General features: G+C 59.7%; 15 protein-coding genes and 1 tRNA gene. 2 read left to right on the top strand and 14 right to left on the bottom strand.

The features are described from left to right. Positions 1-89: 89 nt before the first annotated feature. The 8 genes from C2134_RS21330 to C2134_RS16645 form a co-directional block, all read right to left on the bottom strand. A complete protein-coding gene (locus tag C2134_RS21330) occupies positions 90-1,163 on the bottom strand; it encodes a hypothetical protein (protein ID WP_146042191.1) in 1,074 nt (357 codons plus the stop codon). Positions 1,164-1,257: 94 nt separating this feature from the next. After that, positions 1,258-2,061: a hypothetical protein gene (locus C2134_RS21750; protein WP_199179965.1), complete on the bottom strand. Its 804-nt coding sequence runs from the start codon at positions 2,059-2,061 to the stop codon at positions 1,258-1,260. A gap of 27 nt (positions 2,062-2,088) precedes the next feature. Beyond that, on the bottom strand, positions 2,089-2,325 hold the full coding sequence (locus C2134_RS16675; RefSeq protein ID WP_071109869.1) for a RebB family R body protein: 237 nt from the start codon (positions 2,323-2,325) through the stop codon (positions 2,089-2,091). A 92-nt stretch (positions 2,326-2,417) separates the two neighbouring features. Then, positions 2,418-3,221 (bottom strand): bestrophin-like domain, encoded by an 804-nt coding sequence (locus C2134_RS16670; RefSeq protein WP_158248796.1) that lies wholly within the window; start codon positions 3,219-3,221, stop codon positions 2,418-2,420. A 110-nt stretch (positions 3,222-3,331) separates the two neighbouring features. Beyond that, positions 3,332-4,006: a DUF2589 domain-containing protein gene (locus C2134_RS16665; RefSeq protein WP_071109871.1), complete on the bottom strand. Its 675-nt coding sequence runs from the start codon at positions 4,004-4,006 to the stop codon at positions 3,332-3,334. A gap of 30 nt (positions 4,007-4,036) precedes the next feature. Continuing rightward, the gene (locus C2134_RS16660; protein ID WP_103321242.1) at positions 4,037-4,534 is read right to left on the bottom strand and encodes a DUF2589 domain-containing protein; all 498 of its coding nucleotides are present in this window, start codon (positions 4,532-4,534) and stop codon (positions 4,037-4,039) included. Positions 4,535-4,931: 397 nt separating this feature from the next. After that, complete coding sequence (locus C2134_RS16650) at positions 4,932-5,540, bottom strand: RNA polymerase sigma factor (protein ID WP_103321240.1); 609 nt, start codon at positions 5,538-5,540, stop codon at positions 4,932-4,934. A 113-nt stretch (positions 5,541-5,653) separates the two neighbouring features. After that, a complete protein-coding gene (locus C2134_RS16645; protein WP_083340931.1) occupies positions 5,654-6,367 on the bottom strand; it encodes a Crp/Fnr family transcriptional regulator in 714 nt (237 codons plus the stop codon). A 255-nt stretch (positions 6,368-6,622) separates the two neighbouring features. Between C2134_RS16645 and C2134_RS16640 the strand changes: the two genes are divergently transcribed. Together C2134_RS16640 and C2134_RS16635 are read left to right on the top strand one after the other, a co-directional pair. Next, positions 6,623-6,707, top strand: a tRNA-Tyr gene (locus tag C2134_RS16640). Between the two features lie 93 nt (positions 6,708-6,800). Further along, positions 6,801-7,820: a nucleoid-associated protein gene (locus tag C2134_RS16635; RefSeq protein ID WP_233196485.1), complete on the top strand. Its 1,020-nt coding sequence runs from the start codon at positions 6,801-6,803 to the stop codon at positions 7,818-7,820. Positions 7,821-7,878: 58 nt separating this feature from the next. Here the strand turns inward: C2134_RS16635 and C2134_RS16630 are convergent, their stop codons facing one another. From C2134_RS16630 to C2134_RS16605, 6 genes are all read right to left on the bottom strand, one after another. Continuing rightward, positions 7,879-8,124 carry a DUF6868 family protein gene (locus C2134_RS16630; RefSeq protein ID WP_103321239.1) on the bottom strand — a complete coding sequence of 82 codons (246 nt, stop codon included), beginning with the start codon at positions 8,122-8,124 and terminating at the stop codon, positions 7,879-7,881. 85 nt (positions 8,125-8,209) lie between these two features. Next, positions 8,210-9,109: a 4-deoxy-4-formamido-L-arabinose-phosphoundecaprenol deformylase gene (locus C2134_RS16625; RefSeq protein ID WP_103321428.1), complete on the bottom strand. Its 900-nt coding sequence runs from the start codon at positions 9,107-9,109 to the stop codon at positions 8,210-8,212. Positions 9,110-9,214: 105 nt separating this feature from the next. Next, entirely contained in the window at positions 9,215-9,733 is a 519-nt protein-coding gene (locus C2134_RS16620; RefSeq protein WP_158248795.1) for a GrpB family protein, read from the bottom strand. Between the two features lie 78 nt (positions 9,734-9,811). Next, positions 9,812-10,855: a bifunctional UDP-4-keto-pentose/UDP-xylose synthase gene (locus C2134_RS16615; RefSeq protein ID WP_103321237.1), complete on the bottom strand. Its 1,044-nt coding sequence runs from the start codon at positions 10,853-10,855 to the stop codon at positions 9,812-9,814. Between the two features lie 42 nt (positions 10,856-10,897). Next, complete coding sequence (locus C2134_RS16610; protein WP_103321236.1) at positions 10,898-11,812, bottom strand: formyltransferase; 915 nt, start codon at positions 11,810-11,812, stop codon at positions 10,898-10,900. Then, positions 11,809-12,759, bottom strand: a complete 951-nt coding sequence (locus tag C2134_RS16605; protein WP_103321235.1) for a glycosyltransferase — start codon at positions 12,757-12,759, stop codon at positions 11,809-11,811. The genes C2134_RS16610 and C2134_RS16605 overlap by 4 nt, the downstream gene beginning before the upstream one ends. Positions 12,760-12,763: the final 4 nt, after the last annotated feature.

Below are 12,763 nucleotides of genomic sequence, written 5' to 3'. Positions count from 1 at the left end.
TATGGCCCATTGGGCCAACCCGCGCTACCTGGCTTTATCTCGGTGAACATTGAGCTTCGTGAAACTTAGACCAATCTATGGGCTAAAAATTAATCCTTTGTTTTGTAATACTGATATAACCTAGGGATTACGCCTAAGTGTACTATATTATTTAATAGATAATTTGGTGGGCCATATATTGAGGTGGTTGATTCAAAATTACCTCCTGAATCTGGCAAGTCATTTATCACATCGTTATATGTTTTTCTTATCTGATCTGTTAGGTAGTAATTGGAATATTCTTTGAGTAATCTATTAAGTCCTACTACCTTAGCATATGCCAAAATATCTGCTTTCATCCACAGGTCAGCTCCATAAGTGATATTTATGGTTTCAATTATTGGCCTGAGGACGTTGAATGTTTTGTATGATCCTGTTCCAGCTCTTGCTTTTATCAAATACCCTTTGTCTGACAATGTCGTTCGATGAAGTAGTGCTCCTTGAAGGGCATGTGATGATCTGGTGTATGCATATACTTCGGAATATGGGTTTCCATTGGAAAATCCACCGCGAAATCCATCTAAAAGTATCTCGTCACCAGAGTTTAATGTTATTTTGACTGATTTTTTTTCTGCAATGTAATGTTTAAATCCGCAAGAAAACTCAGAGAACGATGCAATGTTTTGAAAGGTAAGATGTACAATGGTTTGCCTTTTTTCTTCGCTTAGTTCCTGATCTAGCTCCATGTAATTGTTGACTATTTCTTGTGCCAATTTATATAGTTCTGTGTGATTTTTTTTTGCTTCTTCCCATTCTGCATTTGTTGGGGAGTTAAACTTAATTGAAAATACATAGTCATGGAAATGGTCGGCATACCCAGAAGAGATATCAACGATATCTTCATTGTTGGAAATGAAATCTGTTATTTCTGATACTTTACAACTGAGATGTTCTTTCAGATAAGCGCCTTCTAAAGAGCTCATCATGAATTCTCCAGTTCTTTCCGCTCCTCTTCTATTGTCGAATTCCTTGTAATGTTCATCTATGGCGATGGGAATTGATAATGCTTTATTAATGGACTGCTTGATTTTTTCATTCATCGCATAGTGTGTTGTGTAATTATTTTGTATTCGTGTTGTGTATTTAAAAAATTTATACATGATTCTTTCGATTTTTGGTGGCATTTTATTTCCTTCGTATTCGGTGAATTGAAGCTGATGAGAGAGGGATGTTGTGTGTAATGTTGCGGTATTAATGTTTTCGTGAATGCGATGTACATTACTCCATGGGTATGCTGGTGAGATTATTTTTGCCAATTAATTCTTGATACTTACTCAAACTCTGATCAATCTTTTCCAAGGCAAAATGCGCCGCCTCGCCTTCCATGGCGCCGGAGGCCGCTGCCACGGCGGCAGCCGTGCCGACCAATAGATCGGTGATCAAAATGCCCAGCGCGTCCTCGATGCCGCCTTTGACGTCCTCGGCGGCGAATTTTTCGGTCATGTTTTTCAGCAGCACGCTCTTGCTGGCCAGGGCCAGTTTGCTGGCGCCGTCGAAGTAGTTGGCGCCGGCCTGGGCCACCAGGCCGCCGGCCTGGGTGATCATCATGTTGGGCGCGACGGCGATCTGGTTGCCGGCGTAGGCGGCGGTTTCGCTGTTGGAGAGCTGCACCGCCTGCACGATCTGGCTGTTCAGCGCGTCGCCGCCGCCGCCGCCGGATGGCGCGGTGCTGAGTTTTTCGGTGAAGCCGCGCAGCGGGCTGGATGAGGGCGGCGGCGCGGCGGGCTGGGGCGGCGCCGCCGGGGCGGCGGCGGGCGCAGGCTGGCTGTTGGCAGCCGACGCCGCAGGGGAGGGCGGCGCGTTGTCCGTTGCCGTTGGCGTTGGGGGGGAGGCGGCTGGCGCGCTGTTGGGCGCGGGGGCGGCGCTCTCTGCGGCAGGGGCGGCGGGATTGGCGGCTGCGGCAGGCGTGTTAGCGTCCGCCGGCGGCGCGGCGTCGCCGCTGGGGCTGGGCGCGGCTTGCGCCGCCGATGAGGGGGCGGCGCCGCCGCCCAGCTTGTTTTTGATAAAGTCTGTCAGGCCCATGCTTCCATCCTCCCTGGCTTAATGGCGTCAGCTCTTGTCGCCGACGGACAGGATCATGGACACCGCTTTGGAAATCACCGCGCTGTTGATCTGGTTCAGCGCCTGCTGGCTGTGCACCGAGTTTTGCAGCGCCAGGCCGGCGGAGTGGCTGGCCACTTGGTACAGCGAGGCCATGGCCTGGGCCGGGGCTTCGGCCACGACCTTGACATTGGTCTGGGTGACGGCATCGGTGATTTGTCCGTTGACTGCGGTGTTGTCTGCCATGATTGCTCCTGGTGTCGGGATCGGTGAGAAAAACGCGCCTTATGCGCTTGCCATGTGGACGGCGGCGCCAGCCGCGTGTGAAAAAATTTTCCTCACCAGTCCAGGCTGCCGGCGTGGATGGCGCGCAGCGCTTTTTCATATGGCTCCGGCGACACGCAGATGTCGCCATAGAAAGGCGTGTCGTAGATCAGGATGATGGCCAGCACGATGGAGATAGACACGGCCATGGCGCAGGTGAGGAAGAAGTGCACGCCCTTGCTGGGCACATGCATCAGCCAGGCAAAGAACACCAGCAGCACCTCGCCTATCAGGCTGACGGTCCAGATTTCCCAGGGAATGGTCATGGCCTGGTTGAATAGCCGGGTGTGGCGGCTGGCGTAGAGTTCGTTGAGTTTGTTCTGCGCCAGCGTCAGATATTCGGCCTCGCGGTGAGTGGCGGGATGGACCGTGGCGAGGATTTTGCTCAGATGGCCTAGCTGCGATGAGGAAACCGGCACTTCTTCGCCTTTTTGCTGGCGCGGCCATTCATGCCGGATCACATTTTCCAGATAGCTTTGCAGGCCGGTTTTGACTTTATGGCTGGCTTCTGGCAGCCCTTGGGCGCTGAGGCGGTACAGCGTGCTGGAGAGGCTGGCTTCGCGTTCCGCAATTTCCATGGAGGCGTCGAAGTGGGCGATGGCTCGGACGAGCAGGGCGGCGATGATCAGGCCATAGAAGATGCCGACTACGGCGATGATGACGCCCACTTCGTCGCTCTGCATCTCCGTGATGTGTTCCGGCGCGAAACGGCGCATGACAAAATGAGTGGCAATGGCGATGGCGCAGCCGGATATGGCCCAGGCGGCGATTTGCAGCGCAGAAGGCATCGATATGAAGTGCAGCAACATAAAGTTCATCCTTGAGGTCTCCGTGGCGGGTGGGCGGGCGGCCAGGGACGATGTCCGAAGTGCAAAAGCGCTATATGGGAGCTTGCCGCCTGGCCGATGGTGGGCGGCGTTGCCGCGCGTCATGCCGGCGAGGATTTGGCTGCAAGAGGCGGCGAAGGCTGCGAGGACGGCGGAGATTCGAGCGGCCTGGTCTCCAGAGTTTTGCTGAAGGCTTGCAGCAGCAGCTTGACGCCTTCCGGCATGGCTTGTTGCTCGGCTTTGATTTCCACATGGTAGTGGGCGCTGTTGCTCTGGTTGCTGTCTTGCTTGTCTTGTCGAGTCTGGCTGGACGCGCGCGCGACCGTTCCCTTAAGCTCCACGCCAAAAACGCCCCAGCCGGCGCGCGCGTCCCAAGTGGCGTCGCCTTCCTGCTTGCTGGCGTTCTGGTCGTTGGTTTCGCGTTCGAAGCTGGACTTCACTTCCATGTCGAAGGCAATGTCCACCGATTGGATGGCAAGCGCCGGCAATTGCAGCAGTGTCATCACCGGGAGGTTGAGCGTCAGGGCCGATGAGGCGGGGCCGTTGCTGGCCGATAGCTCGATGGCGGCGGTCAGCGGCCGGTAGCCGGTCAGTTTGCCCTGGGCGTCAGTGACGCGGCTGAAGCCGGTTTCCAGCAAGGTTTGGGTTTGCGCCAGCGCCAATCCGTGCTGTGCCTGGACGGCGGCCTGTAGCGGGCCGCCTATCAGCGCTTTCATCGGCAGGCCGGAAAAGTGCTGGGCCATGCTCAGCAGTTTTTCATCGTTTGTGTCAGGCATGTTTTCTCCTTTGACGGTGAGCGGCGAGGTTTAAGTGGGCAACTGGGCGTTAAGCAGTTTTTCGTAGGCGGCGACCAGCTGCTGATAACCGGCTGGCGGCTCTTGCGCCTGAATGACGATTTTCAGCTCGGCGGTTTGTTCGTCTTGCCGGCGCATCGATACCAGCACGTCGGCAGCGTCTTCGTTTGCTTCGCTGTGCGCCTGTTCCGCCAGCGCCAGACTGAGGGTGGTCAGCACTTCCACTTTTTCAATCGCGTAGCTTTTCAGCGGCAGCAGCGCGATCAAGGGCACTTGCACTTCGTGGTGTTCTAACGTTACCGCGCCGTTGCGGCATACTTCTTTGGGCACATTCATGCCCACCATGCGCGCGGTCCAGGCGCCTTCGGGAAAGCGCAGCTTGGGGTCTTGCTCGCGGTCCGGCACGAAGAACTGGCGCAGTTCCTCAATGTGTTGATGGCTGACGCTGCGCTGCGCTTCAATCACGGCCTTTTTCAAACCGCTGATCAGATTGCTTAGCGTGGTGGTCATTTCCGGCGCTCCGGGCGTAGGGGATAGGGTGATGTAGTCAGGCTGCCCAAGCGGAAAACGCGCCGTTCTTGTTTGGGGGCGGCTTGCGACTTATTGCTTCGGGCATGCCGCAGCAGGCCGGCCAGCGCGATGATCCCTAGGGCCGTCAGGCCCGCATCCGCAGCATGGGGCAACAGCACCGGCTGCAGGGCTGCTGCGGGGGCGATTCGCAACAGCTGGCTCAGTGGGTATGCGCAGCAGAGACAGCACAGTTCAAACCAGGGAAGTGAGCTATGGGAGCGAGGCAATAACAAGGCCAGCGCTCTCTCAAGCAACAGAGCTAGTAAGGTGCACAGCGCGAAGGCGCTGGCAAACGAGGAGGGGTAGAAGTGGGTCATATGGCCTGGGTCCTTGGTTTTCAAAGGGGTTGAACCGACAGTTGATTCGAGGAACGGGCGCCGGCGGGCGGCGTGAAAGCGGTTTCCAACTGCTTGCGCAGCGCTTTGCGCAGCAATTCCACCCGCTTGCGCGCCAGCGCTTCGTTGATGCCCAGCTGTGCGGCGATTTGCGGATAGGGCAGGTCTTCCTCGAATTTCAGACGGAACAGTTGTTGCTGTTCCGGCTTGAGGGCGGCGATGGCGCTGTCCATGCGCGCGAGCTGCTGCTTCAGGGAGAGCTGCTGTTCCGGTGTGGGGGCGCTGCCGGCGTGCGCATGCACCGGATCGCTGTCCAGTTCGATGTCGGGATCGATCACCTTGCCTTCCCGACCCTTGCGGCGGACATGGTCGAGAAAGGCGTGGTTCAGCGCCAGGAACAGAAAGCCGGCCAGGTTTTGCACCTTGTCCGGCGAGTGCTGCAAATACAGGTGGACCTTGAGGGCGGTGTCCGACAGCAGCTCGTCGGCGCGGTGGACATCGCCTTTGCACAAATGGCGCGCGCGGCGTTGCAGCTTGGCGTGGACCTCGCGCCAGACTTGATCGAAACAATGGCCCAGCGGGGGCATGGGAGCGATATTTGGGTTCAGCATTTCGCCATCCGTTCATGACAATGGGGATTGCAGGATGGCGAAATGCGAGAGGCTTATCTGTTACTTCTGTGACATGTGAATGCTAATTAAATTTAAAATAGGCATTTGTCTTATCAATTCTGTCTGGCAATTTCTTGCAGTCGGGAGGGGTCGCACACTTGCAGCGCATGGCGGGATAGCTGGATCAGCCCGGCGCGCTGCCATTGCTTTAGCTGCGCGTTGAGCCGCGGCCGGCTGGCATTGAGCATGGCGGCGAGTACGGTCTGATTGACAGTCATGGGCAGGATGGGACCGCCGGGGCCGGCCCGCCCGCGTTGATCGATTTCCATCAGCAGATGGCGTGCCAGTCGCGCCTCCAGCCGGTACAGGCAGACGGTTTCAACAAAGTTGCTGACGCGCTGCAGCCGCTTGCACAATTGCTCTTGGACGCGAGCCATCAGCAAAGGCTCAGCCTGCAGCGGATGGAAATGCTGGCGGTGCAGCAGCAGCAAGCGGCAGTCGCGGCTGAGCTGGGCGGTGCAGGTGCGCCGCCCTGGGTGCAGCAGCGCGCTTTCCCCCACGATGTCGCCTGGGCCAGAGCTGTCGATGATGACTTCGTGTCCGTCAGGTTCCTGAAGCGTGTGGTAGGCGTTACCCTGCAGTACCACTCCGATGAAGTTCTCCGGATCGCCGCGCAAGAACAGCAGCCGTGTTTGTTTACCGCTGATCAGGGTGGCATGACGTTCGATGTGGCTCAGCACATCCGGGGGGAGGCTTTCGAACAGTGGAAAACTGTCCAGTCGTATTGTCGGGGTTGAGCGGCGTGAAACAGCGGGTGGGGTGTGCATCGTAATTCCGCAAAAGGTATGGCAAGTTGAGTCAGGCAGCTTGGCGGCCATGGGACGCTATCGACAAAGCGGTAGATCAAGGTTGATGGCATTGGCCATGGCTATGGCATGCACAGGGGAAACGGCGTGCGCGGACATCTGTGAATGACATGTTCATTTTGCGGTGCTGCCTGGGGCGTCCCGCTTATCGCCGCGCCTGCCGGATGCCGTGAATGGTTGACAGCTGTATTACAAGCCGATAAGATGCGCCGCTCTGGAGGGATTCCCGAGCGGTCAAAGGGATCAGACTGTAAATCTGACGGCTCTGCCTTCGAAGGTTCGAATCCTTCTCCCTCCACCAGATTCAGCAAAAAGCCAGGCCTCGCGCCTGGCTTTTTTGCGTTTTCAGCGGCGCGGTGGGCATAATCGCCGGCATTGTCTAGCGGAGTGGGAAATGAGCATGATCATTGCGGAATCGAGGGTGGAGTCCATGGTGGTGCACCGGGTGGGCAACCCGACGCGCGGCGAGCCCTTGCAACTGTCCGAACGCACCACGCTGGTGGATGAAGCGGTGTCCGGCATGCTGCTGGACGGCTATCTGAAGGGCATCGTATCTGATCGCAAAAAGCACCAGTTCGTCCACGAGACCGACCTGAATCTGAACGAGGTCTACCATTACAGCCGCCAGTTCTTCCGCGGCGAGATCGATTTTCTGGAAGTCTCGCAGCGCATCGCCAAGCATTTGTACGGCCGCTCGCAACACCCCAATATCAGCGCCGGCGACTTGCTGGTGATCCAGTTTGCCGGCCTCACCGATGGCGAGCGCGAGGTGCGGGCGCTGGGCGTGTTCAAGTCCGAGATCCGCGACGACTTCCTCACCATCATCGAAGGCGGCGGCGTGTTCGACATCAGCCATGCCTCCGGCATCAATCCGCGGCTGATCGACAAGGGCGCGCTGATCCTGGAGCACGGCCCCACGGTCTACGCGGTGGACCGCTTGAGCCGCGAGGCCAAGTTCTGGCTCGATGATTTCCTCAAGGCGCTGCGCGTGCCGGACAAGGCGTCCAGCAGCAAGATGCTGGCCAGCGTGGTGGAGCAGCTGAGCAGCGAGATCGAAGATCCCATGCAGCAGGCGCGCTTCAAGGACGAGCTGCTGACCTTGGTGGAAAGCCAGCCGGAGGAGGTGCAGGCCAAGGCGCTGACCGCCGCCGCCGAGCGCTTTGTGCCTCGCGAACAGGTGGAGGAGGCGCTGGGCAGCGCGGCGGAATCCTACGGTTTTGAGCTGGACGACGAGGCGCGGCTGCCGGCCAAAGGCGTGGCCAAGCAGCTGGAGAAGACGCTGTCGCGCTACGGCGTGGGCCACGGCATCAGCGTGCTGTTGCCGTCCGGCATCACGCTGAAGAACATCCAGTCGCAAAATGACGGTGAGGGTGGGCTGACGCTGACGCTCTTTCTGAACAAGCGCGATCACTGATTGTTGAATTGATCCGACCATAACGGCGGCTGTCTTCGGATGGCCGCCGTCTCCGCATTTAGGGTTTGCTTAGCCACAGCGCCGCCAGCGGCGCCAGGTTGAACACCAGAACCAGGATTTTATAGAGGCCGATGCCGCCGTAGTTCAGCAGATCGAAGGCCGGTTCGGACAGCCGGAACCAGCGGCTGTGCAGCCGGTACAGCCAGCCGTGGAAGCAATGAAAAACGCCAAACCAGAGGATCAGGATGGCGTAATGAAAGGCTAGGTTGATCAGCAGCAGGCGTTCGATTTGGGCGATGTCCATGGCGGCGCTCCTGAGGCGTGGGATGCTCTCACAATAGACCGGTAGGGCGGGCAAGCCGGAAGGCCTTGCCCGCGTCGCGCTTGGATTACGCCTGCAGCGCCAGCGTGCCGCTGCGGCCTGGGATTTCGCCCATGATGACGCGGCCCTTCGGCAGCGCGGCGGCATCCAGGCTGTGGAAGAGATCGACGCAGCTGACCAGCTCGTAGCCCTGGCGCGTCCAGCCAGAGAGCAGCCGGTCGAAGGTGTCCATCAGCCGCATGCCTTCCAGCTCCGCGTGCAGGGTGTAGACGTGGCCGGTTTCCGGTGTGGCTTCAGTCAGCTTCAGCAGATGCTCATGCACGTTGTCGTTGCTGAGGCCGTCCAGTCCGATCAGTTCGTCCAGCGTCGGCAGCGTGGTGGGCAGCTGCGGCACGCCCAGCGGCTGGCCGGCGGCGTCCACCGGCTGGAAGGCATGCGTGCCGCGGCCGTCGGACGCGTAGAGCATGCCCAGCTCTTTCTGGTACGCCAGCGCGGCGTCGTTGATCTGCCAGCCGGCCGCGCCGTGGGTGCGCGCCGGTTCGCCGAAGATCTCGCGGAAGCGGTGGGCGGCCTTTTTCATTTCGGCGCGGGTCCAGGCCGCGTCCTTGCCGGCCACGTAGTCCTGCCACTTGATGTGGTCCCAGCAGTGGATGCCCACTTCGAAGCCGGCGTCGCGCACCCCGCGCAGCAAGGCCGCTTCGCGCTTGCCGATGTCGGGCCCCGGCAGCACCGTGCCGTACAGCAGGGTGCGGATGCCGTAGTGCTCAACCACGGAAGTGCGCGATACCTTGGACAGAAAGCCGGGACGGAACACGCGCTTGATGGCGCGGCCGGTGTGGTCCGGGCCCAGGCTGAACAAAAAGGTGGCGCCAGCCTGGTGGCGTTTGAGCATGTCCATCAGCCGCGGCACGCCCTCGCGGGTGCCGCGCCAAGTGTCGACGTCTATTTTCAGTGCGAGTTTTTTCATGGTGTCAAAGTAGGGCGGAAGCCCGGCCATGCCGGGCGTTCCGCCAAGCTCCCGGCGGATATGGGGTGGGCAAGATGGTCTTGCCCGCAAGAATTTGCTGCGAGTTTACCGCTTTGCCGCCGCCAGCGCTGCGTTGATGAAGCCGCTTTTGGCTTCGGTGTAGCCGGCGCGGTCGTCGCCGTTTTGCTCGGCTAATTGTTGCTTCAGCGCGGCGTAGCGTTCTCGTAACGCGGAGTCGGCGCGCAGCGCGTCGCGGAACAGCAGCTTGTCCCGCCAAAAATCCGAGTCCAGCGTCACCGCATGCAGATGGACTTGGCGCGGCAGATGGGCGGGCTGGGTGAAGTAATGCCGGTCCGGCATGGCGGCGGCCATTTGCGGCTGATGATGAAAACCGGCTGCGGCCAGCGCCGGAAAATAGGGTTCGAGGTCGCTTAATCGCGGCAAGCCCAACATGATGTCGATGACGGGTTTGGCGGGCAGACCCGGCACGGCGGTGCTGCCGATGTGCTCGATGATGGCCTGATCCGCCAGTTCGCCCAGCGCGACGAGGATAGTCGCTGCCGTTTGTTCAAAACACTGCGGCCAGCCAGGGTGGTAGGGAGCGATCTGTAGGGTGTCGGCCATGTTTGGAAGTAGGGCGGAAGCCCCAAAGGGGCGTTCCGCCATCAGCGCGAGGGGCGGAACGCCCCACGGCTTGGGGGATTACACCGACAGATCGCGGCTGGCGGCCACTTGGTCGCGGTAGTAGTCGTAGATGCCGCGCAGGGCGTCGGCCATGGTCACGCTCGGCTTCCAGTCCAGATCAGCCATGGTGTTGCTGATTTTGGGCACGCGGTTTTGCACATCCTGATAGCCCTTGCCGTAATACTGGCCGGAGGTGGTTTCTTCCACTTTGACCTTGTCGGCGTTCAACTGGTATTCCGGGTAGACGCGGGCCAGGTCGATCATCATTTGCGACAGCTCGCGGATGGAATAGTTGTTGGCTGGGTTGCCGATATTGTAGATCTGGCCGGTGGCTTTGCCGTCCTTGTTCTCGATGATCTTCATCAGCGCGCTGATGCCGTCGTCCACATAGGTGAAGGCGCGCTTCTGATTGCCGCCATCCACCAGCTTGATGGTTTCGCCGCGGACGATGTGGCCCAGGAACTGGGTGATCACGCGGCTAGAGCCTTCCTTCGGCGTGTTGATGTTGTCCAGGCCGCCGCCGATCCAGTTGAAGGGGCGGAACAGGGTGTAATTCAGGCCTTCTTCCATGGCGTAGGCGTGGATCACGCGGTCCATCAGCTGCTTGGAGCAGGCGTAGATCCAGCGCGGCTTGTTGATCGGGCCGTAGATCAGCTGGGAGTTTTCCGGGTCGAACTCGGCGTCCTGGCTCATGCCGTAGACTTCCGAAGTGGACGGGAATACCAGGTGCTTCTTGTACTTCACGCACTGGCGCACGATGGGCAGGTTGGCTTCGAAGTCCAGCTCGAACACGCGCAGCGGGTTATTCACATACGTGGACGGCGTGGCGATGGCCACCAGCGGCAGCACCACATCGCACTTCTTGACGTGGTATTCGATCCACTCCTTGTTGATGGTGATGTCGCCCTCGAAGAAGTGGAAGCGCGGATGGTCTTTCCACTCGGCCACGCGGTCGGCATGCATGTCCATGCCGTAGATTTCCCAGTCGGTGGTTTCGATGATGCGTTTGGTCAGGTGGTGGCCGATGAAACCGTTCACGCCCAGGATCAGTACTTTTTTCATTGGATGTCCTCACTCGCCCATAGGCGGAATAATCGAATTCTTTTACAGCGCCAGCGCGTCGGTTCCAACGCGGCCGGCGAAGTTGTCGGCAGTCAGCGGCAGGCCTTCCAGCTCCGCTTCCAGCACCATCAGGCAGCCGCCGTCGGAGCAGCGCAGCCACAGCTGGCCGTCGGCGGCGTAAAGCTCGGCGCGCGCGGCTGGTTTGGATTCGCCTGCGCGCAGCGTTTTCCACAATAGCAGGCGGCCGGCGCGGGTGTCGGCGAAAGCGCCTGGAAACGGCCGCGTCAGCGCGCGCACGAAGTTGTGCAGTTGTTCGGCACTGGCTTGCGCATTGATGCGGCCGTCTTCCGGCTTGCGCCCGCCAAAATAGCCGCCCAGGCTTAAATCCTGCTGGATATGCGGCGCGCTGCCGGCGATCAGGCCGGGCAGGCTGCGCCACAACACTATTTCCGCCGCCAGCGTGACCTTGGCGAATACTTCGTCGGCGGTATCGTCCGGCAGGATGGGCACCGCCATCTGATCGACGATGGGGCCGTTGTCCGGCTTGACGTTCATCTGGTGCAAGGTGGCGCCGGTTTCGGTCTCGCCATGGATGATGGCCCAGTTGATCGGCACCCGGCCGCGGTACTTGGGCAGCAGCGAGCCGTGCATATTGTACGCGCCGCGACGGGCGGCTTCCAACAGCGGCGCTTTCAGCATGTGGCGGTAATAGAAGGAGAACAGGAAATCCGCCTGGCAGGCTTGGACCTGCTCCACCACTTCCGGCGTATTTGGATCGTCCGGCGTGATGACGGGAATGCCGTGTTCGCGCGCCACCTGGGCCACGCTGCCAAACCAGATGTTTTCGTTTGGGTTGTCTTGGTGGGTGACGACCAGAGAGACATCGACGCCGCGGCCGATCAGCGCCTTCAGGCAGCGCACGCCGACATTGTGGTAGGCGAAAACCACGGCCTTCATGCCTGCTCTCCCTTTTGTTCCAGCACCGCCTGAATCACATAGCGCGGGCGCGAGCGCACTTCTTGATAGATGCGGCCGATGTATTCGCCCAGCAGGCCGATGCCGAACAGCGCGATGCCGATCAGGAAGAAGGCGATGGCGAACAGCGTGAACACGCCGCCGACTTCCGGCCCCAAGATCAGCCGGCGCAGCAGCAGGTAGACCACCAGCAGGCCCGAGCCGGCGGACACCGCCATGCCCAGCAGCGAGAACCATTGCAGCGGGACGATGGAGAAGCCGGTCATCAGGTCGAAGTTCAGCCGGATCAGGCTGTACAGCGAGTACTTGGATTCGCCGGCGAAGCGCTCCTCATGGCCGACGGTCACTTCGGTCGGATTTTGCGCAAACTGGTAGGCCAGCGCCGGAATGAAGGTGTGCAGCTCATTGCATTGATTGATGGTGTCGATGATGCGGCGGCTGTAGGCGCGCATCATGCAGCCTTGGTCGGTCATTTTGATGCGGGTCAGCTTCTCGCGCAGCCGGTTCATCGCGCGGCTGGCCACGTGGCGCCACAGGCTGTCGTTACGCTGGCGGCGGATGGAGCCGACGTAGTCGTGGCCCTTGTCCATCTCGGCCAGCAGCAGGCCGATGTCTTCCGGCGGGTTCTGCAGGTCGGCGTCCAGCGTCACCACGCGTTCGCCGCGGCTGTGCTCGAAACCGGCCAGGATGGCGCGGTGCTGGCCGAAGTTGCCGTTGAACAGCACCACGCGCGTGACGTCCGGCCGCTGGGCAAACTGATCGGCCAGCATGGCGGCGCTTTTGTCGCGGCTGCCGTCGTTGACGAACACGATCTCGTAGCGCAGGTTCAGCGCATCGAGCGCGGGGTACAGGCGGTCGAACAGCGCCGGCAGCACGTCCTGTTCGTTGTAGACCGGGATGACGACGGAAAGGTTGATGGCGGTATTCATGAGT

Origin of the sequence: Chromobacterium sinusclupearum (assembly GCF_002902845.1) — a bacterium.
GTDB classification, from domain to species: domain Bacteria; phylum Pseudomonadota; class Gammaproteobacteria; order Burkholderiales; family Chromobacteriaceae; genus Chromobacterium; species Chromobacterium sinusclupearum.
Note: the sequence above shows the minus strand (reverse complement) of the source record. Positions and strands in the feature narration are given on the sequence as shown.